Here is a 25,306-nt window from a genome sequence, read left to right on the forward strand (position 1 = left end):
AGTTTGCCTCCGGCTTCCTTCAGATTCTAGGTCACCCCAGACACCCTTGCCTTTGGCTAACGGCTACAACGACCTTCACCGTTCGGGACTTTAACCCTAAAGCATGCACCCATGCCAGGCACACTAAAAAAGGGCAGACGGATAGTGAGGTCACTAATCCATCGCCCTGCTTCTTCCAGCCACAATGCACTTGTTTAAGGCTTTATTATATAATTAACTTAATTATATTGAAGGCTTCTTACTTATAAATAAAAAGCGATAAAAAATTCTTACATTACAATATATGATCTAAATTTGACTCCAAGTAAGTTTGATAGTTCAGATTATAGTTCAGATAATGCATATCTCTCATGACGTAATTGTTCCTGAATAGAAAACTCATTTACTCCGTTTAAAAAGAGCAGTTGGGCCATCGTATGCCTTAGATCATGAACACGTACCTTCCTATCAATTCCAGCTTCATCGTAAATTAGTTGTAACATCGAAACCAATCTACTTCTATTCAAGGGTTTACCTTTATAAAAGAACACTTCCTTATCTTGTCCATTAGACCACTTCAACCACTCAGGGTGTTCAAAGTATTGTTCAAAAGCTTCTCTCAATTTATCTACTACTGAAACAACCCCTGCGGATGTTTTCTGACCACGGGTAATCTCTATGGTCTGGAACTCTAAGTTTACTTGAGACTTTTTCATCAAACACACCTCCTGTGAACGCAATCCACAAGTTAAAAACAATAGCATTAGCAGATAAAATTGTTTAAAGAATGGTTCTACCTTTATTGATGCTGATAATAACTTATCAGCATCTTTTTTGCTAAATGCACGATCTACTTTTTTTAGTTTATAATATGGATTCGGATAGTATGCTGTTGGATTAGATTTTATCAGTCCGACCATTTTTAAGAACTTAAAAAAGCATTTTAGCGCTTCAATGCTATTGTAAAGAGTAGCATGACTAACTCCATCTTCAATTAAGAACTCGAAGAAATTATCAATAAACTCTTCATTGATTGGATCATATATTGAATCTAATTCCCCATATTTAAACTTATCAAAGTTCAATTGTCTTACTGGGCCCAAAGACATCATGTATTCTCCAAACCTCTTAAGCACACTCTTATAGTTACCCTTAGTTGAATTAGCTACATGTGTGTGTTTGTACCATTGCTTAAAATAATGTGAATCCAATATGATATTGCTCTCTATAATAACCACCTCCATTTATATTAGTTTTGCAATTGGGTTCTTCTCCATATCTTCTTTGATCTGATCTCTACTTTGTTTTGCATATGGCTTCAATGATGTAACAGTGGAATGCCCCATAAGGTCCATCATGGCATACAGATTGATACCCGAGCGTATACCATAGATAGCGTAGCTATGCCTAAAGTTGTGCACGCTCAAATTTTCTGCTTCCTTATCACTAATAGACTCTGCCTTCTTTGCTAAACTTTTAACCATTCCTCTAACAGCGCGGTTAGTCATTGCAGTTTTTCCTCCATTTGTTGAAAAAACATATAAACCTTCATAATTAGCCTTAAGTTCTTTCCAATCTTCAGCAAGATGCCCATACATAAAATCAATATATTTCATTAATACATTTAAAGTATCACGTTGAATATATGCAGGAACAAGCTTTTCTTTCTTACGCTTTCTTCTCACAGTAATCATTTCTTCTTCCAAATCAATATCTGATAATTGGATACCAACAAGCTCACTTACTCTTAATGCGGACCCAAGAAATACACTTATGATCGTATAGTTTCGAAGCCCGAATGCTGTTTCTTTACTTAAAAGAAGTAATTCTTTTAATTGTTCTATTTTATAAAACCTCGGCAAGCCAACTTTATTCCAATCGACTTTCAAGGTACCGTCAAAGTCGTCCTTATTCATTAAGTAAAAATCCTGAACCACGGTTTTGATAAAGGTTCTTAAAAATGCTGCTTTTTTAGCACTTGTATTATTCGAAATTTCACTTATACCCAGGTAATCAAGCAATGTAGATGTTGGATATATTACTTCTGTTAAAGGTATATCGAGTGTTCCAAATCTTTTGCAAATATAATCACATAATAATTTTTCTTCATATTCATAGGTAACTTTTGAGGTATCGGCTAAGCTTTTAAATTTAGAGCTAGCTTTGAAGAATTGAAAGCTTTCCTCTACAGTTAATTTTGGAAGTGAATCTACTTGTTTTGATGCATCTGTGTCTCCAGTTATACCTAAAACATTTAATGCAGCCACTTGAATGTCTTCCATATTATGTGATTCTAATAGTTGCTGTATAACAACTTGAGCAGAACCCTGCTTAGAAACTTCTTGGTTATAAGTCATCTCTTCACCCGCCTATATAATCGAATTTTTCCCAACTCATTTCTGACAAATTTCCTTTCCAAATGAACATACTTAGCAACAGTGTCATCCGATATATGTCTTGTTAAGCTTTTTACAATTTGCGGTGGGCAATGCATTCCTACCTTGTCACAAATATATGTCTGTACAGATGCAGCCCTCCCCCATAATCCCAAGCAGCGATTAACTGATAAGAATCAAATCAGTTCAGGGATAAACGACTTAGGGTTATCACAAAAAATAAATTTTTTATCACAGGGTTTTCTCTGATAGAGAATTAACAAATCATATACTTTTGTTGGAATCGGCAGCACCGCATCCATACCTTTAGTATCCGTAATGGAGATAGACCTAGTACTTAAGTTAACATCCCCCCAACTTAAGCTAGCGACCTCACAACCTCGAAGTCCCATTAGAATCATTAATGAAAGAGCAAGTTTATCTCTTAGCGGATTACTAGAATATTGTTCAATAGCATTAATAAGTTCCTGTATTTCGTAATCTGATGGTAATCGTCTGTAGAAGTATTCATCAGCTTTAATATTTGTTAGGTTGTTCGTTACATCTCTCACTATTTTCTTTTTTCGAAATAATATCTGAAAAAACCCACGTACATACTGTAAGTTTCGCTTAGCCGTAATTTCCGTTAGTTCTTCTTCTTTAACTTGTTTAATAAGAAAAGATTTATAATGATCAAGTTCTTCACTAGTTACCATATTAAAAATAAAAGTGTTAATAGTCTGATTTTTATATTTAACTAATGAAGATATTGCCCAACTAATAAAGGCTCGCACAGGAGTGTAATAATTATTATAAAAACTCTGTGGTTTAATATTTCGTTCTTTCTTCAAAACACTTTCCACGACCCGAACAAGAGGATGGTCGAATTTGGTTTTATGATTTATTTTATCAACGTAATCATTAATTATTACTTTCTTAAAAGGCTTCAAAGAATTTAAGAAGCTTTGATAGTAAATAAGCTCAATTGAGTTTAATGGGGCAATAACCACTTTTATGACTTCAGGGTTTAAATAATCTTCTCTTTTAAACTCACTTAGCTTTTTTTTATTGAAACTCATCATTAGAGGTACAATCTTTTTAAACATTATAATCTTGGTTTTATAAACCCTAAGAGAGTCATGTAGTTTACTACGCATGTACTTTCTTATCGGTAGTGAATCGAATTGTTCATGTATCTCCTTGGTATAAAGCCAATCATTAATATTCCCTCTTGCGATAGGTTCATTATTAATATTGATCTCATACATTTTTTCAATCATGTCATCTATCCAATCTTTTCTATAATGGAAATGTGTCACATTTACATCATTTCCAAAGACCGGAATTTCTATTCTTAAATCGGAAGAGTTATTCCGAGAAATATCATTCTCATTCCAACCTTTCCGCCCTTTTCCGAAACGGCTCAAGTCGTTTTCTGTAAATAAATCGTCTATGGTTGTTGTGAAATCTTCATCAAAATCAAATGATAATTGTTCATCCTGATTAACAAACATGAAACCTCACTCCTTTTAAAGACAACAAAAAAGCACCGACAATATACCGGATATTTATCGCACTCTTTAAAAAAGTACAATATCCCAGTATATAGTCGGTGCTTCCGAACTATTAATTAGTTTATTTTGTTGTATGTTTTTTCTTCTGATCAATTTGAATCTTAAATTACTGTTAATATTAATCTATAACGATAAAACATATTTGTCAAATAGATTATCAGTTGTTTAGATTTTGTTTTGAGATGGTCATAAAAATAAACTTAAGTTTAAAACACCTATATAATCCTTATCTAATATGGTGGAATATCCAATAGTTTTCTAAATTTCTTCACCAGATGGACATAGATCTAAGCGTTCACTAACATAAAGAATTGATATCTTCTTTACCCTAAGCTATATGAGTTGAAAATTTTCACACTAAATCAAATAAACACTTGACAAAAGCAAACTTGCCAATTTAATAGTATGTAACATAAAGTAATATCCATGATTTTCACTTACTATTTTTTATCTGATTACCAAAAATAATATAAATCAAATGGGATTAACCCCACAGATTGAGCGAGGAAGAACCCGTCAATCCAAGCAATAAGACTTAAATTGGTCTTATTATCTTGGAAGCGGTGCGTCTTCCTTTCATTCTGTGGGGTTTTTCTTTTGGTTTAACAGGAGAGAACTATTATGAACATAACAGAAGAATTCACGACATGGGAATCATTTCCAGAAACATTGCAAGCAAAGCACATTTCCGCATACTTAGGGATATCTAGAAGAAGGGTATATGAGTTATTTCAAATCCATGTTAAGCACGGTGGTATTCCAAACTTTGAAATTGGAATTTCTATAAGAGTCGAATAAGCTGATTTAAAGCAGTGGATTAAACAACAGAAAGAGAAGAAAACTGAACAAAGGTAGACTAGGGTTAGTAACAACTAGAAAGGTCGGACAAGTAACCAGCCACTATTTGTTATTTTCGCTACCATAACTTTTCATAAAATTGATTCACCAAAATTCAACAGGAAGTTTTCCTAAAGAAAGGGATTTATAGAAGGGAAAGATACTGATTCAAGAAGAAAAAAGATTTATGCCATATTATTCATTATTTCCTATATAGGCATGCGTCCGAGTGAGGTTATATCCCTTCAAAAATCGAATTAAAGTGAAAAGAAAGGTTGTTTATAATGAAAGGATATTTCTATAGAAGAGATTGTGTATGTGGAAAGGAATCTAGGCGATGTACTTGCGGGGCTAAATATGCTTTTACCATTGATATTGGTACAGATCCAATGACTGGTAAGAGAAGGCAAAGACAAAGAAGTGGTTTTAGCACCCTTGCAGCAGCAGAAGCTGCCGCTAGGGAACTCCTTTATGAAGTAAAAAATGAAACATATATTGATGAAAGTAATAAATTGTTCAAGGACTTCGCACCAGAATGGCTATCTTTATATTGCGAAGAACGGGAAGTTAAGCCAGGCACTATACGTGTTAGACAACATGAAATTGAAAAGTTAATGCCCTATTTTGCTTATTTGAGAATTAAAAATATCAAATCAGACCAATATGAAGATGCAATAAAAGACCTAAAAAAACATTATGCTCCGAATACTGTAGATGGTATCCATCGCACCGGAAGAATGATTTTCAAGAAAGCTATTCAAAAGGAGTTAATAAAAAAAGACCCCACTCAGTTTGTTGTTTTACAAAAGAAAAAGAAGACCATCGAACAATTAAAGGAACAGGATATCCCAAAATACATGGAAAAAGAAGAACTCGCTTTATTCTTAAAAACAGCTGCTAAACAGGGGTTAGAGATGGACCTTCCTATTTTCCTCACACTTTCTTACACTGGGATGCGTGTAGGGGAACTGGTCGCACTACAATGGGACGATATTGACTTTGACAAACATACAATTCGAATTATAAAAACATACTACAACCCAAATAATAATACGGTTCAATTTACTTTAGGCACACCTAAAACAGTTACATCTGCACGAACGATTGCCGTTGAAGAGGATGTAATAAGTGCACTTGAAATCCTGAAATGTTCACAGGAAAAGGCCAAAAAGCGTTTAGGAGATCCTATGGCGATCAAAACTTTGTCTTTGCCAAACTAGAAAGACACCCTGGTTACCCTATCTTTACTAAAACAGTTGAAGACCGAATGGAGCGGTTATTAAAATTAGCAGGATTAAGTGACACCCTAACTCCGCATTCTTTGCGCCACACTCACACATCATTACTGGCAGAAGCAGAGGTTGTAATAGAGGATATTATGGAACGCTTGGGACACTCTGATGACGATACTACCAGACTTATATATCGTCATGTGACAAAGGAAATGAAGAAAAAGGCTTCTAACAAGTTTGGAAAACTCATGAGAAGTATAAGTTAAGCATGTTTAGCAGGATTCCATGAGTCTTTTCTCACTTAGTATATATTTTTGTTTTGCCATAACTAATATATATCAACATTCTAGATATTGTTTACATTTAACCCCCCTTTCATCATTAGGTGGGGTTATTTGATGCTTACATTATGTCAACGGTTCTGAGAAATGCGGATTAAGTTTTAATTGGAAGATTATTATAGAACATTTGGTATTGTATCGTATCGTTGTACTGTGCAATAAATCACTCTTTTATTAGTTGATCTTCTTTAACACTAGGGCGCTTATTGAATAGGATTGATTAAAAAAAAGCTACTTAACTGTTTTTTGATATGAATAACTCATTCCATACCTTCAATTTATAAAAGGACAAAAAATAAGCTCACCAAACCGATGAGCACTAAAATTCGTTCTAATATTAATCCATGTACCCCCACTTTTTATACACACTTGTTTTATAATAATGAAATGGGGATGTCAGTTGATTTTCTTTGTTATGAATACTAAATTGTGAAATGGCTTCAGATACCGTTTTTTTCCTAAAAGAAACATGGATACATTTTGCTGAACGATCCTTAATTCTGTCATGTAACGCTTTTGGCCATTTTGCTTCGTGTGATGTAGGATTAACAATATAATCGTATCCTGTGTAAGCAACAATAATAGGTAACTTATAATATTCGATAGCTTTTTCGATCTCAAAGTTCAACATGCCTCTGTCCCAATTGGTATCTTTTGATATGATTAAAAGCATGTTTTTTGAACTTCTCATTCGTTCTAAGAGCCGTGATTGTAAAGTTAGTTTCGAACTAGTATCCCTAACTTGATAAGTCTTCTTATGACTATCACTAAATTTTAAATCAAAGTTTTTTTCAGCATTCCATTTCTGCAACAACCCATAATACTTCATATCACCTTTGGTTGGATTAGTAGTAGCATTACCGTCGAATGCTACATAGGTACCATTTCTATACGCCATCAAATAACCTCCTTTAATTTATAAAAATTAATTTTATCTTTCTTTCCCTCGTGAATAATAATCGTCACTTTAGCTGGGTAGGTAAATTTTATACGACTAATCTTAAAGGACCATAATAATAATTCCAAGAGTTCTTGATCGGTTATATGATTATATTCCTTAAATCTAGTGATACCAGACCCCATCAGTGGGATAGTAACTGAATTGCCTGCATAAACAATATCTATTTCATTCCAAAAGTTTAGCAAGAAATTAATATAATCATTCATATGTAAGTATGCTCGGTTGTCATTGTCAAACTTTGATAATGCTGTTAATAGATAATCATTATCTTGAAAAATAGTACCTAGTCTATATCTATGCTTTTTTCCATGAGTTCTACTTTCATTTGTGTTTTTCATTTTCTCTTCTAAAGATCGATCTACTTCCATTCGAGCGTTTAACTCTTCAATATCAGACACATAATTATTTAGGTAAATTCCGTTAAGAGTGTTTTCTGAAATGACTTTGTTATCAACAATAGTGTCAAAATACTCGTTAAAAGCGATCACTTTAAAGCCCTGTTCTTCAAAAAGGTCACCTACTTTAATATTAACTTTGGAATTATCAACAGTAAGTTCTACGTTGATTAACTTGTTTGCTCTTACCCACATAAGTAAATATGTGCATATTAAAAATATTAATATTCCAACTCCCGCGTAAATTTTAGCCTTATCTGGAACATCTATTATTACAGAAAATAGAGAGAACAAAACACCAGCAACTGATAACACATAAATGAAGTCCTTTATGAGTATCCTGTCAAAAAGTTTAATTTTCACTTTCATGGAATCACCTCAATTTCTTTGTAGTATACTATCAACAATTTCTTGATAATTTGTTGATATCATTGTTTGCAGTGGTATTCCTCTTCTTACAGAAAGCATGGATGTAAATTCATCAATATCCATAAGAATCTTCCTGATTATTTTGAGTTCTTTTATTAGCTCTATTGTGTTGAGAGGATCACTGATTTCCTCTAATAGGTTTTTAAGCTTTGACTCTTCATTTGCCCAATAACCTGAATATGATACTCGCCCTGAAACATCATATATATCTGCCCCAACCTTTAATTTACTATTTATATTCTTATAGAACCCTCGATCATTTTCGGAAAGTACAATGAACAACATTTTGCTTGCATACTTTTTACTTCTCATTGTTTCAAGCACTTCATACATACAAGGTCTTGACTTAAGATACGAATCACTAATAATCATAACTACAAAGTCATGTTCCTCAATACTATCCATAAACATTCTAAAACTATCTCTATATAAAACATCTCGCTCGTCACGAGACATATAAACCCCATGTGGTGTTAGCAATTCTTGTAATTTTGAATCAACCATATCAGCAATTTCAATATCTTTGCTGCAGTAGGATAGAAATACTTTCGATTTATTTTCTTTAATGTCTACAGAATCCTGAGCATCAATAAGACACACTTCAAGATAGCTAATTAAATAGTTAATAAAAGGAGCTACCGTTTTTCTAGTAAATGCTTGATATTTCTCGCTGTAATTTCCAGTTGAATAGTAAAATACAGTACCATGAAATGTATTTGTATTTTCCATAAAATGGGATAGCAATTGATAAACAAAAGAAATAACTGGTTCTGCTCCAGGTGGCAAAGCTAAGGGTCTCCAGTTAGATTTCTCAGACAAACATTTCTCAATATCATAGACTTCTATTTTACACTTATTAACATAGTCTATTAGAATCGGATTATCGTCGATAAAATTAACCACATCAACAAGAAAGTTAAACTCTTCACTACTCTCCATTGACAAAATTTGTCCGGATATTCTTCGAAATTGTGATGATATCTTTCGCAATTCTTTTCTATTCATATATGACACCCTCCGCACTTAGGACAGTACACACCAATCTGATTGTCGACCTCTCTTACTTTCAATTTTAAGTCACAACAATTCACTGTAACCATGACATAACTATTTGAAGGTTCAAACAACTCTTTATTAGGATTTGCTTTAGGAACTTGCATTTTCATTTTACCGAATCTACCTCGGTTAATAGCCTTCATTGATGCATCTAGTGATTTCTGGAGGTAATCATATGCCCACTGTCTCGCAATTTCTCTACTTTTCTCAATCACCTCAGTGGTATAGAAAGTATTTAATTGATTGGGCAATCCGCAAATGGGACAAAACAAATGCATAAAATCCCCGTTTTGAAATTCCTCACCTGATATCATAAATCTATTTCTACAATATTCACATTCAAGTTCTATAAAACTATCTTTATCAAGAGGAATAGAAAGTTCAAATGAAATATTACTCATGGCATATCTCCGCCTTATTAATATATTAAATGCTTTTCAGATTCCAAATCCCACTACTAAATTTTACCACAAAGTTAAAAGGAATATTTCAAAATATCAGTTAATAAAATATCATTATTCTTGCTTTCACTAAAATACCGCCAATAAAAATATCCCAACAAGTATCCGTATAGAACCCTATACATCAACTCAGTGGGATTACTTTTTTATCTCTTTTTATATTGAGCCTTTACTGGAATTTCTTTCTACTCATACTCATTCAATATAATGTCAATTTCTAGTAATGTACTAACTTCAAATAAGAACCAAATTGTATAATATAAAGTTACAAAGAATGAAGCTCCACCAATTAACACTGAATTGCTGAACAAACTAGAGGAAAAGGGAAGGGCTACATGAATCATGAAATATAGAGAAAAAAATAACAGTATTCCAAAAACAATATTAATAAGTTAAAAGTACGCCATTTTGATAAATGTTCATTTAACTTTTTAAAATTTTCCTCTAAAATCTTTATTGCGCAATATGTCTCTACTACGCAATATAACAGTTATACGGAAGACCAGTAATATATATTTGTTTTTTGCTTAATATTATGGTAACCTTTTAGGCTAGAAGAGCAGCGGCTCCAATAGGATTAAAAAAATAACCCACACCAAATAGCCCGTCCCCTTGTAAGTTACAGAGGGGACGGGCTATTTATTATTACCAAACTTCTCTCTATAGACCTTCGAGATCCACTGTAACTTCCCCAGCTCCCCTTCCCCTATACCTCTAATAATTTTTCTTAAATTAATATAACGAATTTTTTAATTTACCTTTGGCAATAATGTAATTTTAGCAACAAAATAATTTTTAGAAAGTGAGGATGCGAATGAAAGGACATTTCTACAGAAGAGGCTGTAAATGCAAAAAGAAGAAATGCACCTGTGGATCAAAGTGGGCTTTCACCATTGATATTGGAATCAATCCAATCACCGGAAAGAGAAAGCAGAAGACAAAAAGTGGCTTTAATACGTAACAGGAAGCTGAAGCTGCTGCTGCCGCTCTAATTTATGAAGTAAATGAAGGAACTTATTTAGAGGAATCTGATAAAACCTTCAGCGAATTTACAAAAGAATGGCTTCCCATCTACAGCGATTCTAAAGATGTAAAGCCTGGAACCATTAGAGTCCGCCTTCATGAAATCGGAAAGTTGTTACCCCACTTTGCTCAATTAAAATTAAAAGACATCACACGAAAAATGTATCAGGATGCTCTAAATGACCTTAAAGATCAAGGTTTTTCTGACAGTACAAGGGAGGGCATCAACCGAACAGGCAGAATGATTTTTCGAAAGGCACTAGAACTGGAGCTAATTAAAAAGGATCCTATTAAGTTTTCTTATGTAAAAAAGGATAAGAAAACGATTGAACAACTGGAAGAGGAAGAAATTCCAAAGTATCTTGAAAAAGAAGAACTTGCCTTATTTTTAGAAACAGCAGTAACTAATGGACTTGAGCATGATGACTTGGTGTTTTTGATCCTCGCTTATACCGGAATAAGGGTTGGTGAGTTAGTTGCTCTCAAATGGAAAGATGTAGACTTCAAAAACCACACTATCAGTATTACCAAGACGTACTACAATCCAAATAATAATACTGTCGAATATCAATTACTCCCTCCGAAGACGCGCAAATCGAGGAGAAAAATTGTTGTCGATGAAGATGTCATTAATGCTTTGAAAGAACATAAGAAGCTTCAGAATAAAGTCATTGAGCAATTAGGAAATGATTACTATAACCAAGACTTTATCTTTGCAAAGATGGAGCGCCAGTTTGGTTATCCAATTGTAATCAAAAACGTTCGAGACCACATGAAAAGGCTCCTTAAAATGGCTGGTCTTAATGAAGAGTTAACACCACACTCCTTACGACACACTCATACATCACTCCTTGCCGAGGCAGGTGTATCGCTTGAACAAATCATGGACCGCCTTGGTCATACGGACGATCAAACAACGAAAAATGTGTACCTCCACGTCACGCAAGAAATGAAAAAAGAAGCTTCCCAAAAGTTCAGCGAACTAATGAGAAGCCTCCGTTAAAAACCTCAATGTTAGCAAAATGTTAGCATTTCACTCTCATCTCACTTAAAAACCCACTCATATCAAGGGTTTGGGGGCGATGTTACATCATGCCGCCCATCCTTCTGAAGATTATTTGTGCCTTTTGAGAGCTTTGTGTCATCTTTATGTATATTGTCAGCAAGGTAATTAAGTTTCATCTGTTCCGTGTAGTTTACCCTAGTTTTTTTATTTAGTTATTTTTATGTTATTTTTCAAAAAATAACTTCTTTGTCGTATAAGTTTTACTTTGAAAAATTACTGTTTTTTTAGAATCCCTTCCGATAATTTTTTATTTTTGTCTAGGAGATTAATTACTTCCCCAATTCCGATTAGTAAAAATCCAATAACAAATCCTGATATTGTATAAGTTAAAAATGTAGTCCAGGAATTCTTTATTATCGGATCTCCTAAACCGTTTCCTAAAGTACTATCCTCATATCCTACTACTTGTTCCAAGTTCAAAAATCCTAGTAATACCCCGCCAAAGATAGTTATTACTCCAATTATGAAAATCGTTTTTGCGATACTGTTCAAAATATCCCCCCTTTATTTTTTATTAATTATATCGGAACTTTCAAATATATGTAAAACCAATAAAATAAGCCCTTTCGTTAAGAAAGGGCCTCTAGTTTGCGAATTTTATTTTGGTGATTTAACGTAAGCAAAACACCTCCAAGGGTCATTAATCCCCCAGTACTATCTTCTCCAGTCCTTGCTCTTCAGTCCATTCACTAAACCCTTTAAAGAAGAAATCATACCCTCTCAAACCCTTCGTATGATTCCGACTGGGCTCGAACCAGCGACCTCTACCCTGTCAAGGTAGCTATCTTAGTATAAAAGAGGTTGGTGATATACTAAAAAAGCCTATTATAAAGGGTTTACCGAACTCTGTGTAGGATTGAATCTGACTAAAAACTATAGTTGTTGACGAGTTTGGTCAACAATTCGTCAACAATTTTAGCAAAAGCTAATTATTATTAAAACGGTACTCACTACAAATTGCTAAAAGAAAGTTAATATTAGAGTTCTATCTTAATATCTTAGCTAGGCCAAGGGCTAAATGCTCCCAAAGAATTTTTTCAATTTGTTCGCCTTTTGAAGAATCACATTCCACAATTAATATTACTTCAGATTGTTTTCCTTTTAACTTATATGTTTTTTTCTCAATTATAAAATATTGAATTAGCCTGATTGCTAAACCGATTAAAAATCCAAAAACTGCCCCAATTAACCCCCAATAGATGGGACCCCACTCTAATTCAAAACCTATACTAGCCAATACTACTGCAAAGGCCGTAGCTAGTGGCATTGCTATATCTATAACTGACTTTCCATCAGATCTATGCAAAGTATCAAAGATTTTACTTGCTTCAGGTCTGTTATCAAGGGGAATCGCAAAAATTTTATCCTTCTCTATCCCATTTTTCACAAGATTAGATATAGCAATTTCTAAATAGGAATGATCTTCAAATGTGCAGAATATTTGCATATTTTTCATTGTACTTTATTTCCTTTCAGAATCATAAAATTTTTTGATTGAAAGTTATTTTTTAAGTACCTTCTTTGTTCTTTCTCATAAAGTTTATTGTTTTCAACTGTATTAATGTAAGCGTCATAAATAACAAAACCATATATGGAAGGGAGCATCAATAACCATTCAGGTTTAAGGACTGAAGTTGCATTTTCTACTTCTCCTAGGAATAGAAGAGATATTGCTTCAAGAGCGTGTGAATAATAAAAGGTAGACACACTAAATACAATAATCACAAACGCGGTCACAATTCGATGGATATATAATTGCCCCAACCCCGGCATAGCTAGGGACCAAAAAGCTGCTAAAAAAGGAGATCTCTTATCTAAATAGTTTATTTCTAGTGCTCCTATACTAAACGTATTGATTTCATGATTTTCACTTTCTGCAAGTACATACACTTTATTCATATCAACAGTTGTTCGATAGGTATCCCATATGGTGAAGATATATACAGGGATATAGATAATAAGCCATCTGGTATTTAAAACTTCTGTTGCCATTTCAATTTTCCCTTGAAAAGAATAGACCATAGCTACGTTGACTTTAGCATTAATATTCACTATAAATTCCCAAAAAAGCAACAAAAAACCTCTGAGATATTTAGAAAGCAATAAATGGCCAAAACCAGGAAAAGCAACGGACCACCAAGCGATAATATACGGGTTCCTTAAATGAAATTGAGTAGTTCCTAGTGTGCTCACATAAGCCTTATACCTTCTAGCTGTATTATTATTCGTATAATTTTCCAAACATAACATCCTTTTGATAAAACAAATTAGTATTATGTTGTCCAACTATCCTTCTTTTAATTATTCTTATAATTTTAACTTGAGATACAATAGAATAATAGGTAATTTTCAATTATCAAAACAAATCAATAGCTCCCTCCCTAAAGGGAGGGGAGAGGTGAATATTAATAACCAAACTCTTTATAAATATTTTTGGCTGTACCCTCTGCAGAACTTCCTGAAAGGTCTACTACTTTACCCTTTTTAAGGTTAAGCCCATCAATTCCACCGCCACAGACATAAATATTTTCTTCTGCCTTAATATCCTCACGTTCAGCTGTGAATCTATACACCATATTACCACTATTTCGGATCATCGCTTTTTTAATTGCTGCACCATCAATAAATTCATTCACAATAAATACATTCTTAGGCATGTATTCATCCTCCTCCAAACCAACGTTTTTTGTTTTTTCTTTCACATAAGAATATTCATTATGAGCTGTCACCCATCGAACCGTACCAGCACTATTTGCTACTTTGTACATTTCGTATCCATCCACATCATACTTGCCATAGATAGTCTTAAAGCCATTTGACTCATTCCTAATGTAATGAGCTACTTTTTGACTCTCATTATCTAAATTAACTGGCTCTCCGTAGATTGCTAATCCTTCAGACGCGTACTTATCATGGATGACTAGCTCTTTATTTTCAAAGTCATTGCTAATTTTGATTACTTCCGGATCATCTGATGTGTCCCCTTGATAGGAAATACCAAAGAAACTTAAAATACATTTCGCATTAATGCGGGCCATCATCTTTCTATATTGTTTTTTGTTGCTTCCGAAAATGTTCTCAAAATCTTCATGATTGGTCATGAATCCATTTTCCGTTAATATGGCTGTCATGCTTGTCTCTCTATTAACATGCAACTCAGTCCATGTACCTGGAACTCCTGCATGCGTTCCATCTCCATGGGTGTCAACGCCAGCACCCCGACAATACTCCCCAAAGCGTTTCGCAAGCTTCTTTGCATCTCCAGCCGTGTACCAATAGAAAGCACATGCACCTTGAGCATCAGGAATACCAGCGTTATAGTGAAAAGACCAGTAAAGATCCACTCCCCTCCTATTTGCTTCATTGGTGCGACTTAATAAATCTCGGTCCCTCTCCCATGGTTCTTGTGGTAACCAAACTCGAACTCCATGAGCTTCTAGGATTTCTTTTACCATAAGTGCTGTCTCCGCATTTGCATCATGTTCCTCGTACACTTTTCCATCTACAACGACACCTTTTCCACCCCCATTTTCCCATGTATCACGTCCATGTCCGATATCCAGAGCTACATAAGGCTGAGAGAAGAACCGTAAACTCAAATCTAATAGGAACCCACTACCACTATATGTTGGTGTCATATCTTACTCACCACCCTTTCCTTTGTTCGTATAACCATCTTTCTTCTGCACCAATTCAAATAGGCCTGTGGCTGATAATCCTGCACCAGCTCCAGACCATAAACGTAATGCTAATCCCATATCCGTAAATGGGTATGCTACTGTTCCTAACGCTACTCCCATGACTACCGCAATCAATGGCATATAGTTCTTTGGAAGAACCGTTACCCTTTTGACAGCTTGTAATAATCCCGTTACAAACGGGGCTATGACCGAAGCAAAAATCAATACTTGCTGCATCATTTCATTCTCTATATTCATGTGGTTACCTCCTCTAATTCGTGGCCAAATAAGGCAATAATAAAGCGATAGCTGATAAAGCTACCGCAACCCAGGCTGGCATATTCCGTTTCCAATTATCCTTGTCTTTGACAATCCGTTCTACATCATCATTATCTGCTTTTCGCTTAACTTCCTTCTCCATCTTTTCTATTGCTTGTTGGTTATAAGCAGAGCGATTTGCTGCTTTATTAGCTGTGTCATATGTTTCATCTACTTTTTGTTTGATATCTAAAAGGTTGTCGAGCTTTTCATTTTGTCTCCCAAGAGACACCTTTACATCCATGAGTACTGTCATGAATTTTTCCATGTCCTCCACTTCCTTTTGTTGTTCAGGCATATTCGGCCCCCTATCGTACTCCCCTAAATTCAGACATAAAAAAAGACCGCCTTAGCGATTATTTTCAAGCTGTTCCTTCAATTCTTCTTTTTCTTTCTCTAGCTTATCTGCATACTCTACTACAGCTTGCTTCTCAGCTATTGCTAAAGCTAGGTTGTATTCTAACTGTGCTATTTTAGAAGTTAATTGTTGCGTAACTTTATTATAATCAAATTGAATTTCTTGCACTTTCTCACCCCCTTTATAGGATCATCAGTATAGGTGTTATAAGTTTTCTAGTTTTTGCAGAATTTCTTGAATAGCTTTAGTGTTATAGGCTGTTAAAGCGTTCATGTCAATACCTTCACCGCTCTGCAGTAAGTTGGGCATCTCATCTTTCATAAAGCCTAATTTATACCTTTCATCTAAATCTTCATATTGATAGGCGGTTCTTACGAATGTGTAAACATTCATTTTTTTTATTTGTTCTAAAACACTTTTTTCATAAGGTTTTATATTTTTCTTAGAAGACCTTTGAGATTTTGCTACAAACTCTGTTCCATGAACCTGTCCATATTCGGTATCATATCCATTACGAGACTGTATGGCTGGTGTTTTGCTTGATGAACCGTTTAATAATTTTATTAAGGTTCTGTTACCTCTTTGAATTATCCCATGATAGTTATCATCAGTAGCTACTTTATAGCGAAAAGCTAGTTCGTTATCAATATACATATCTTGAAGACCTGGTCCTACAGAGAAATAATTGTCAGCATCGTGCCTTGCCCGGAACGAGCCTCCAGCTGTATCAATATCGGCTCCCGAACCAAAGACAAATTTATCGTTGGAGGTACTAATGACTCCATTATGCTCCACCCTGAAACGCTCTGAATGCCCACTAGATTTAACTACCCATATCGGATCACCGTTTACAGGGTTATTTTTCGCACGGAATTGGACACCAGAACCATCATCATGTTTTTCAAAAAGGTGGTCCCACACTTCTAAGTCTCCATATAATACTTTAAAATCTCCCGATTCTATTCTCACTGTTCCCATTGAAATAGTCATGGTCCCTGGATCACTTAAACTAGCAGCCTCTACTTGGATAGTGCGCCCGATTATGGTGGGCTGCCCTAACGGATCAGGTTCATTCTCGTAAAAGAAGTTGATACGTTTTGTACCTGTATCCTGAGGCTCACCCATATATATATTGTTTCCCACACTTAGATTCGTACCTACATTAACAAATGTATCTGCGGTAATGTTTCCTGCTTTCACATCACCTAAATCAGAATGGATGGCACTCAGATTACTTACATTAATATTTTGAGCTTTAACGATATTCCCCTGTAGGGTACCTGAAAAAATAGCATTTCCGTTGCTATCAATAACAAATTGATTGTTAATATTAAGCCCATTCAAGCTTTTAATGTGGTCGGCTATTAGCCACTCAACACCAAAGGAAGTATTAGTATCAACTATATTTGGTCCTTGGGGTCCTTCTGGCCCTTGAGGTCCTTGGCTTCCAGTGTCTCCTTGAGGTCCCTGTGGTCCTACTGGTCCTAAAGATTTCATCCATGTATAATCTTCAGGATTATTACTCTCATTTGCTGTTAATTTGTTATAGGAAAATCCAACAAATTCTTTGCCTTGGGGGTAATCTGACATACCATTTCCTTGTTCGTCATTAGCATATTTCATCCATGTGTACCTTGGGTCGCCATCTTCACCTGGAACACCTTGGACACCTTGTGCCCCCTGTGGACCACGAGGTCCTTCTAAACCTTGAGGTCCTCTATCTCCTTTTTCCCCTTCAGGTCCTTTTGGTCCTTGCTCTCCTTGTTCGCCTTTTGCCCCCTTAATTTTAGACCATGTATAATCACTAGGATCATTGCTCTCTGTTTGATTGTGTTGATTATAGGCTATACCAATGTAATCTTTACCATCAGGAGTATTTGAAATTCCGTTGCCTGATTGATCGTCTGCATATTTAATCCAAGTATATGTCGGTTTTCCATCTTCTCCTGGTGGTCCTTGGATACCTTGGTCTCCTTTATTTCCTTTAGGGCCTTCCACCTTCGACCAACTGTAATCTGACGGGTCACTAGACTCAATACTTGTTAGTTGATTATACGATATCCCCAAGTAAGCTTTTCCTGTGGGGTTATTACTCATGTTATTCCCATTACTATCATCGGCGTATTTAATCCATGTGAATCTTGGCTCTCCATCTTCTCCCGGAGGCCCCTGAACACCTTGGGGACCCTGTGGTCCTTGAGGCCCTCCCGGTCCTTCTTTCCATTGCTGACTGTTTTCATCCCAGCTTTTCCAAACATCCTCATTACCGCTAGTATCAACCCATATAGTCTTTTTGTCCATCGGAGGTGATGGTGACCTCACCGTTCTGGTTTTGCTTTCAATAACCCCTTGTTTGCGCATTAATTCTGACTGAAGATCTTGTACTAGTTTATAGGTCGGTTTCTTTACTTCTCTATAATCACCTAGTACTGCTTTGTCTTGAGTGGGGGTAACATAAGACCTTTCCAACTCTATTATTCTAGCCTCAACAAGGATTTCAGGGACAAAATCTTTGTTTTTTACAATGTTATCGTCGCCAAGCCTTACTTTTTCATGAGCATAGCCAGTGAACCTCTCTAATAGAAGGACGTTTATATCATAGTTTAAAGTGCTGCCTATTTTTCTTCTCAATACTTCCCAGGTATGCTGCAATACAGACTCAGGGTCTTCTGATTGAGACTCATGTTTGCCTACTATGTGCTTGCGAGAGCCATCTGGTAAAAGTACCCCCCACTGTTGTAACGCTTGAGGATCACCGACCCAATCCTGACCTTTTGGTTTGTCTACTGGATCTCCATTGTCGGTGGACCATTCCGCATCTTTAAAAGTTAAGTGCTCTTCGTTCTCATCTGTTTTCCCTAATCCAATGAGAGCTGTCTTCATTTCTTTTGTGTTACTGTCTCTTTCCAGCCCCTTAATATCCTTGCCATAATTAAAGGAACGACCAGTTTGCTTTCCTCTACGTTTAACCCAATCAATATATCTTCCGACGATTCGAGAACCACTTCTGTTTAACCCTATTCTAAACCTAATCTCTAGACCAAACTCGTTTCGAACTTTGTGTATTGCTTCTAAAACAGAGGGATAATTCTTAATTTCCATAGTCCTGTAGTTGGATGATTCCACAAAACCTCTACTCCAACGTTGCCCAGCTAATAGTGCGTCTAAGTATTGTTTTGCGGTATACTTGTCGTAAGACATCGGTCTAACAATGTCATCTAATAATTCTATATGGGAGCTTTCAGCAAAGACGGTTGTCTTGTTTTTCCATGTCTTAATACTTTTAATTCGAAACTCCATGAAATGGCCATCTAGATTTTTTAAGATAACCAGACCATCGTCTTCGATATATACTCCTTTTGAATGCTTGGAACTGATGGTGAAGCTATATGTGCTTTGAGCATTCTCTATTTTCTCAATATGTTTATCTGACATAACTTCATCCAAAGGTATTTCTGCTTTTAGTACTTCGTCTTTTCCAAATATAAAGAGGCATTTAGGTCCATAGTATTCTTTTCTGTTTTTAATGTCTTGATCTGAGATACCAACGTACTTACTATCAATTTTGGATACAACCACTACCCCACCCCCTATCATAGTGTTTTAGGTTGGTAGAAAGTCTCAACCTTTGCTGCACTTTTAGGTAAAACACCTAACGAATTAATACCTGGATGCAATGAAAAGAAATCCGTGTACATATTTCGTAAACTAATAGCTTCTTCCCCATTGGGAAGGATATCGCGCCCATTAAAAAGAATGCTGTGATTCCTACAATCAATTAGTAGTTCATCCCCAGCATTCGCTATATATGGTATGTTATTTTCTTGTTCCTCTACTGCCAACTCATCTACGTATAAGTCTAAAATAAATGTTTGCGCAGGGAATTTGTGTCCAGATGCTTTTGCTGCATGAACCTGGACAGCTGCTAATCTTTTATCAAATATCTTATCGTTATCTTCGTGTTTACCATTCATTCTATTTACGTGTTCGTCTCGGTCTGTAATTTCCCCAAATTGTGCTTTATATTGAGTTCCCAACTTCCTCATCCAAAAGCGCATGATATTGTTGTTATAGCTTCCAGGTCTATATCCATTTCCCTTCACCAGCATTATGCCATTTTCTAAACCACCTAATCGTATTTCACCAATTGCATTATTGGAGTTGGCGAACACATCTTTAATGGCCATCTTTCCTAATGTAGAACCATCCTCAGCTATTAAGTATAATTCTACTCTCCCTATCTCTTCTTCTGACTCCAGGAATAGTTTAAAAGAAACATCTACCACCCAATTATCTAGTGCTCTTGGTAAATCTCTTCTTGCCGCTGGACCATGCCACCCATCACCAGATCCATAGGAAGTGACAAAGAACAGGCTTCCGTCTGTTTTGAAATAATTAGAAGCATTTCCTCCATCCACTGGCACCAAACCATTTTCTGTCCATTCTGTAACGTCTCCCATGTTGTCATATAATACAAGTGGAGATGGATCATATTGTGACTCATCAATGCTATATGGAGCTCCCAGCATGAATAAATCTTTTGGCGTGGCTATAGAGAAGAAGGTAGTGGGCTCTTTAAATGTTACTCTATAAACTGGTTCCACTTCCTCATCACTATCTAAATGTATTATAGAGTCTGCATCTTCTGGATGGTCGGGATCATGGATAACCTGTCTTTGTTCCTCACCATAGATAAATGGGTCAACCATGATTAAATCGAGCTCAAATTCCCCATCTTCACAAGTGATATAATCGATGTCGTATTCGCCTTCCTGTAATATCTTGATGTATTTATCAGGAGTTAAGTCACGAATGATTTTAAATTCTTTCTTGGTGAAAAAGGTTCTATATATCTCGTGTCTTTTAGCATCCATGTCCTTGATACTATTGGTTTCAACCTGGAAAGCAATATGAACTTTTCGCTCGCCTATTCTCGTGGAAGTTAAGTGTGCTCCTGACATTCCAGGCACTTCTTCTTTCTCTCTAATAGCGTTGGGAGAATACATATGAAAAGACTCTACCCATAACCCTATATCATGCATATCGAGAGAGGAACCATCCGCATATTCAATCTTGAAGTTTAGCTCACTTTTCATTTTACATCACCCTCCACCAAACCTGACGTCTTCCTCTTCTGCTTGATTGAGTTGTTCTTCAACAGTTTTCCACGTTATCAACCCAACTTCGTGACCATCCATCTCAATAGATGAGGCTTCTATATTTAGAGAAAGACTATTGTTTATATGGCTCTGTTGCCTTGCTGCTAGGTTAGTGCTTAATCGAGTAAGTCTGTTAGATAAGGACTTGCTAACACCAACACCACCAGCATAGGCTGGCATTCTATTTATTCCACTTAAGATCTGTTTTGTCTGTTCATGAGTAAAGACATCAGCACCAGTTTTCAGATTAGGTATCATTCCAAAATCATGTAGTGACCATTTATTTCCCTGTCTAATTAATTCTGGCCCTTCCTCACCAACAATGGCGGGACCTCCAGGGTGATAGTCTGTGCCTTCTGCATAACTACTATATGGCATACTGGCGCTATAACTCATGTAGGCATGCACTTTCTTTTCTACAGTTCCTCCAAGTTCTCTATTTATGGAGGCAGCGCTAGGACTAACATAGGCATTCACGTTTTTGCTAACGTCTTGCCCCAATTCATTTGTATAGTTTCTTGCGCTGTTTTCGCTCATGCTCAAGCGTGTATTAACATTCTTTGTAACATCCTTGCCTAGTTCACCTGTGTAATTGTAAGCTTCTTGACCAAGCTCTTGAATTTTCCCTTTTGCTGTTTGCATTTGCCCTATCTGTCCATTAATCTTGGAAATCTGGTTTTGATACTCATCCGTATTTCGTTTACTAGGAGGGTATTGTTCATTCAGCTTTTTCTTCTGTTGTTCCAATTTAGATATTTGTTCATCTAACGTAGCTGCTATGTTGCCTTCTTGGATGGCTTTCCTAGCCGTTTGCTCATTAATACCACCATTCTTAAGATACTGAAGTTGCAGTTTCCTATATACTTGATCTAATTTGGATATTTCTTGATCTGTTTTATTAAGTTTTTGTTGCTGTTCATTCTTCTGCTGTTTCACAGTAAGCAACTGCTCTGTAAGCCCTTGTTTTCCATCTTTTATTAATAGATATAACTGTCTTCTCTGGTGTGCTTGTTGAGTTAAATTGGCTCTCTCTTCACTACCTAAAGCTGCACTTGCGGCTTGGTTCTGAAGAGAATCCTTTTCTTTCTTAACTTTTTGAGCCAATGATTGAAGCTCTGATTGGGTATAATTTTGCAGGTAGTTATTAATTTCATTTTCTCGTAGCTTGAAAGCGTTCAAAGTTTTTTGTTGATTTGTTCTATTTTGAAGAAGCTGATTGTAATTTTCTGCAGCTTGATAGAATTGATCTTTCATTTCTAATATAGCTGCCTTCCTGGCTTCTTCGTTATATTTTTTTAACTCATCAGTTGTACCTACTATTTTATTACCTTGATCACTAATTTTTGATGTAGAACCTGGTAGTAACTCAGCTAAATCTTTATTTAATCCAATCATGGTATTTAGTTCATCATTAGATAGATTAGATTTATCTTGGAGTCTATTCATCTCGTCTTTAATCGCTTTAACAGCTTCTGCGCTTGATGCAGTTTTCAACTCGGCTTGCAAGTCAATATAACGAGCAAACTCATTACTTGAAAGCTTGGATTTATTCCGTAGTTGATCAAACTGACTAATCATCTTACCAGTATCCTCGTATTCTTTCATCATGCTGTTAGCTGTGTCTAAAGATACTTCATTTAATTTGTTCTTTTTATCTATCAATTGGCTAACTGCAAACCCTAATCCCCCGATGGCAGCTATACCTAATCCAACTGGTCCAGCTTTACTGACTAGCTTTAGTAGAATTCCTCCAAACCCCTTTTTTCCTACAGCTACTCCTGCCCCTCCAAAGCTTCCTATCAATCCACCTATGAGACCATCTAACTTGGAGAAAATTGTGATAGCAGGACCAGCAGCAGCCACTAGACCACCGATAGACAAAATAAACTTTTGTGTTTCCTCATCTACTTCAGCAAACCAATTAGCAAGGTCTTTAATGTGCGGGATAATATCTTGAGCTATATCCAGTAATTCTTCTCCAATAGGCTCTAATGCTTCCTGAAGTTCACGTAATGTACTCTTGAGTTCTCTACTGAACACCTCCTCTTGGGACTCTGCAAAACGATCCATAGAACCTTGAACATTGTCCATGGAGTCATTTACCTCTTTTAACGAATACACAGCTTCTGCGCCCATATCCTCAAATTTGGATCCAATCAATTCAGCACCTAATTCGTTTGCTTTAGTTTGATTCTCCATCTCTTGGAGACTCAAAAGGACAGCACCAAAAACTTCCTGGGTGCTGGAACCGCCATTTTGAAACTCTTGGAATAGTTCCTGGGTATCTTCATTTAAATGACTAAAAGCGTCTTTAACGGAATCGGAACCAGAGTTCAGGTTATCATCGAACGTCTTCACCGCATCGTTAATATAATCGAGGTTATAGGCCCCGTTTTTCGCCCCTTGTACTAGTAGTTGAAAGTATTCTTCAGCAGAGTACCCCATATCTTTAAACTTAGGAGCATATTCGGAAATATTGTCGAACATTTCTTGAGAATAGTTAAGCCCTTCCTCATGACCTTTCTTAAAGAGATTCATGGCCTCATCCGCAGTCTTACCGAAGTTATACATGATTTGATTGACACCACGGGTGGCTTCACCTAAATCGGCTTCCGTCGCATCTGCCAGAAGCAACATGTTCTTAGTGACATTCTGCAGCTGCTTTCCGTCATTTAACCCTTGAATATTCTGCTTCACCATCATCATGGATCTTGCCACTTGCTCCGGACTGTCTCCAAAACCTTCTGACCACACACTCCTCATGTCATCTTCTAACTGCTTAGCTTCTTGCCCGGTTGCACCTAGCGATCCAGTCATTAACGTTGCAGCATCTTTAATGTTTATAGCGCTTGCTCCAGCTGCAGCACCTGCACCAGCTAAAGGTAAGGTCACACCTGATGTCAGTTTTTCACCCATATCACCAGCTTCATCCAAAACTTTTTTCAAGGATTTCCTGTATTTTTCTGCGTCCTTACCTGTGTTCAAAAATACTTGTCCTTGTTTTGAAATCTCTTGTCTGGTTTGACTTATAGAGTTTTCTAACTTTTGTTCAGATATTTGCAAGTCAAGAAGCTTATTTGCTAATTTGTTAGCTTCGTTAGAATTCTCTCCATAGGTTTGTTTCGCCTTTTCTAATTGTTGCTCAGTAGCGCTAATTTTGCGTTTGACTACATCTTGTTGCTTTCCTAAATAGGTTATTGTAGTTTCTAGTTTTTCTGTAGCTGTTGCAGTATCTTTCATTTGCTCCGACTGTAGTTTAAATTCTTTTTTCAGTCGAGAGCTTTCTTCACCCATTTCTTTAAGCGCTTTATTAAATTCCTGGTTAAATACACTAAACTTAACTTTTGTTTCTGGATTCTTAGCCATGTTCTCACCTACCCTTCAGTTGTCGGATTACTAGCCCATGCATCATAAGCTTGTTTACTTTCGTATATACGTTCTACATCTGGTATAGGATGATGCCAAAAAATTTCATTATCTATGCCATAGACCAAACAATACAAAACATAACGATCTTCTACATTCTCCACATTTAATTGAGGAGGTTTTGCTTTCTTTTGGTCTTTATCTACTTTTTTTTAGTGCTTTTTTGTAACCCTTCAGCAAACTTATTCTGTTTGACGCTCAAACTAGCCATGACCAACCTTGTATAGGTTTGCATAATAGTGGGAGTAGTATCGTGATACTTTTCTGTGAATTCATCAAAGGATAACTGGAGATTTTTGTTTATCCCTATTAAAGCTATATAAATAACTTTTAAATACTTAACAATGTCTATCTCATCTGATGCTTCCATACTCTCTTCTGAAATGAAATTTCGACTGATATCACTCTGTAATTTTTCAAGATTAGCAAGTTTTAATAAATCAGTAAGATTAGATCCTTCCAACAAGCCCATTTTTTCTCCAATATTCAGACCATAGTTTGTAATAGCAGCTGGATAATGTCTTTCATTCAAAAATCTCTCTTCGAAATCACCTTCTTCTGTTTCTACAATTTCGCGGTCTTTCAAGGTAATCTTTTCGAATTTAGCCATGCTTTCCCTCCTAAAATAAAAAGAAC

Annotated in this window: 21 protein-coding genes and 1 pseudogene; 4 read left to right on the forward strand and 18 right to left on the reverse strand. The window is 35.9% G+C overall.

Annotation, left to right across the window (positions count from 1 at the left end):
* Positions 1 to 323: 323 nt before the first annotated feature.
* The 3 genes from ACFFGV_RS19345 to ACFFGV_RS19355 all read right to left on the reverse strand — a co-directional run bounded on the left by ACFFGV_RS19345 (position 324) and on the right by ACFFGV_RS19355 (position 3,868).
* Positions 324 to 1,223 (reverse strand): tyrosine-type recombinase/integrase, encoded by a 900-nt coding sequence (locus ACFFGV_RS19345; RefSeq protein WP_377351425.1) that lies wholly within the window; start codon positions 1,221 to 1,223, stop codon positions 324 to 326.
* Positions 1,224 to 2,336 (reverse strand): tyrosine-type recombinase/integrase, encoded by a 1,113-nt coding sequence (locus ACFFGV_RS19350; protein ID WP_377351427.1) that lies wholly within the window; start codon positions 2,334 to 2,336, stop codon positions 1,224 to 1,226.
* A 215-nt stretch (positions 2,337 to 2,551) separates the two neighbouring features.
* Positions 2,552 to 3,868, reverse strand: a complete 1,317-nt coding sequence (locus tag ACFFGV_RS19355; RefSeq protein ID WP_377351429.1) for a tyrosine-type recombinase/integrase — start codon at positions 3,866 to 3,868, stop codon at positions 2,552 to 2,554.
* Positions 3,869 to 4,549: 681 nt separating this feature from the next.
* Between ACFFGV_RS19355 and ACFFGV_RS19360 the strand changes: the two genes are divergently transcribed.
* The 3 genes from ACFFGV_RS19360 to ACFFGV_RS19370 all read left to right on the forward strand — a co-directional run bounded on the left by ACFFGV_RS19360 (position 4,550) and on the right by ACFFGV_RS19370 (position 6,263).
* A complete protein-coding gene (locus tag ACFFGV_RS19360; RefSeq protein WP_377351431.1) occupies positions 4,550 to 4,726 on the forward strand; it encodes a DNA-binding protein in 177 nt (58 codons plus the stop codon).
* A gap of 323 nt (positions 4,727 to 5,049) precedes the next feature.
* The gene (locus ACFFGV_RS19365; protein ID WP_377351433.1) at positions 5,050 to 5,985 is read left to right on the forward strand and encodes a tyrosine-type recombinase/integrase; all 936 of its coding nucleotides are present in this window, start codon (positions 5,050 to 5,052) and stop codon (positions 5,983 to 5,985) included.
* Entirely contained in the window at positions 5,913 to 6,263 is a 351-nt protein-coding gene (locus ACFFGV_RS19370; RefSeq protein WP_377351435.1) for a tyrosine-type recombinase/integrase, read from the forward strand. The genes ACFFGV_RS19365 and ACFFGV_RS19370 overlap by 73 nt, the downstream gene beginning before the upstream one ends.
* 412 nt (positions 6,264 to 6,675) lie before the next feature.
* Here ACFFGV_RS19370 and ACFFGV_RS19375 read toward each other — a convergent pair whose 3' ends face one another.
* Genes ACFFGV_RS19375 through ACFFGV_RS19390 form a run of 4 tightly spaced genes read right to left on the reverse strand, consistent with a single transcriptional unit; the run spans position 6,676 to position 9,580 of the window.
* Positions 6,676 to 7,236 (reverse strand): TIR domain-containing protein, encoded by a 561-nt coding sequence (locus ACFFGV_RS19375; RefSeq protein WP_377351437.1) that lies wholly within the window; start codon positions 7,234 to 7,236, stop codon positions 6,676 to 6,678.
* Complete coding sequence (locus tag ACFFGV_RS19380) at positions 7,236 to 8,063, reverse strand: macro domain-containing protein (protein ID WP_377351439.1); 828 nt, start codon at positions 8,061 to 8,063, stop codon at positions 7,236 to 7,238. The genes ACFFGV_RS19375 and ACFFGV_RS19380 overlap by 1 nt, the downstream gene beginning before the upstream one ends.
* A 9-nt stretch (positions 8,064 to 8,072) precedes the next feature.
* A complete protein-coding gene (locus tag ACFFGV_RS19385) occupies positions 8,073 to 9,128 on the reverse strand; it encodes a toll/interleukin-1 receptor domain-containing protein (RefSeq protein WP_377351442.1) in 1,056 nt (351 codons plus the stop codon).
* Positions 9,125 to 9,580, reverse strand: a complete 456-nt coding sequence (locus ACFFGV_RS19390) for a hypothetical protein (protein ID WP_377351444.1) — start codon at positions 9,578 to 9,580, stop codon at positions 9,125 to 9,127. The genes ACFFGV_RS19385 and ACFFGV_RS19390 overlap by 4 nt, the downstream gene beginning before the upstream one ends.
* 874 nt (positions 9,581 to 10,454) lie before the next feature.
* Between ACFFGV_RS19390 and ACFFGV_RS19395 the strand changes: the two are divergent.
* Positions 10,455 to 11,666, forward strand: a pseudogene (locus tag ACFFGV_RS19395) (site-specific integrase).
* Between the two features lie 276 nt (positions 11,667 to 11,942).
* Here the strand turns inward: ACFFGV_RS19395 and ACFFGV_RS19400 are convergent.
* The 11 genes from ACFFGV_RS19400 to ACFFGV_RS19450 form a co-directional block, all read right to left on the reverse strand.
* Complete coding sequence (locus ACFFGV_RS19400) at positions 11,943 to 12,221, reverse strand: hypothetical protein (RefSeq protein ID WP_377351446.1); 279 nt, start codon at positions 12,219 to 12,221, stop codon at positions 11,943 to 11,945.
* 493 nt (positions 12,222 to 12,714) lie between these two features.
* Positions 12,715 to 13,185 (reverse strand): hypothetical protein, encoded by a 471-nt coding sequence (locus ACFFGV_RS19405; protein ID WP_377351448.1) that lies wholly within the window; start codon positions 13,183 to 13,185, stop codon positions 12,715 to 12,717.
* On the reverse strand, positions 13,182 to 13,970 hold the full coding sequence (locus ACFFGV_RS19410) for a hypothetical protein (protein ID WP_377351450.1): 789 nt from the start codon (positions 13,968 to 13,970) through the stop codon (positions 13,182 to 13,184). Before ACFFGV_RS19410 ends, ACFFGV_RS19405 begins: the two co-directional genes overlap by 4 nt.
* Positions 13,971 to 14,134: 164 nt before the next feature.
* Positions 14,135 to 15,367 (reverse strand): N-acetylmuramoyl-L-alanine amidase family protein, encoded by a 1,233-nt coding sequence (locus ACFFGV_RS19415; protein WP_377351452.1) that lies wholly within the window; start codon positions 15,365 to 15,367, stop codon positions 14,135 to 14,137.
* A 3-nt stretch (positions 15,368 to 15,370) separates the two neighbouring features.
* Entirely contained in the window at positions 15,371 to 15,646 is a 276-nt protein-coding gene (locus tag ACFFGV_RS19420) for a holin (RefSeq protein WP_377351574.1), read from the reverse strand.
* A gap of 34 nt (positions 15,647 to 15,680) precedes the next feature.
* Positions 15,681 to 16,025 carry a hypothetical protein gene (locus tag ACFFGV_RS19425; RefSeq protein ID WP_377351454.1) on the reverse strand — a complete coding sequence of 115 codons (345 nt, stop codon included), beginning with the start codon at positions 16,023 to 16,025 and terminating at the stop codon, positions 15,681 to 15,683.
* Positions 16,026 to 16,076: 51 nt separating this feature from the next.
* Positions 16,077 to 16,253, reverse strand: a complete 177-nt coding sequence (locus tag ACFFGV_RS19430) for a hypothetical protein (RefSeq protein ID WP_377351456.1) — start codon at positions 16,251 to 16,253, stop codon at positions 16,077 to 16,079.
* 36 nt (positions 16,254 to 16,289) lie between these two features.
* A complete protein-coding gene (locus tag ACFFGV_RS19435; RefSeq protein ID WP_377351458.1) occupies positions 16,290 to 19,664 on the reverse strand; it encodes a phage tail spike protein in 3,375 nt (1,124 codons plus the stop codon).
* 14 nt (positions 19,665 to 19,678) lie between these two features.
* Positions 19,679 to 21,181 carry a phage tail domain-containing protein gene (locus ACFFGV_RS19440; RefSeq protein ID WP_377351460.1) on the reverse strand — a complete coding sequence of 501 codons (1,503 nt, stop codon included), beginning with the start codon at positions 21,179 to 21,181 and terminating at the stop codon, positions 19,679 to 19,681.
* A gap of 6 nt (positions 21,182 to 21,187) precedes the next feature.
* Complete coding sequence (locus ACFFGV_RS19445; protein WP_377351462.1) at positions 21,188 to 24,610, reverse strand: phage tail tape measure protein; 3,423 nt, start codon at positions 24,608 to 24,610, stop codon at positions 21,188 to 21,190.
* A 202-nt stretch (positions 24,611 to 24,812) separates the two neighbouring features.
* Positions 24,813 to 25,280, reverse strand: coding sequence for a hypothetical protein (locus ACFFGV_RS19450; protein ID WP_377351464.1), 468 nt, complete (start codon positions 25,278 to 25,280; stop codon positions 24,813 to 24,815).
* Positions 25,281 to 25,306: the final 26 nt, after the last annotated feature.

Origin of the sequence: Pontibacillus salicampi (assembly GCF_042434395.1) — a bacterium.
GTDB classification, from domain to species: Bacteria; Bacillota; Bacilli; order Bacillales; family BH030062; genus Pontibacillus; species Pontibacillus salicampi.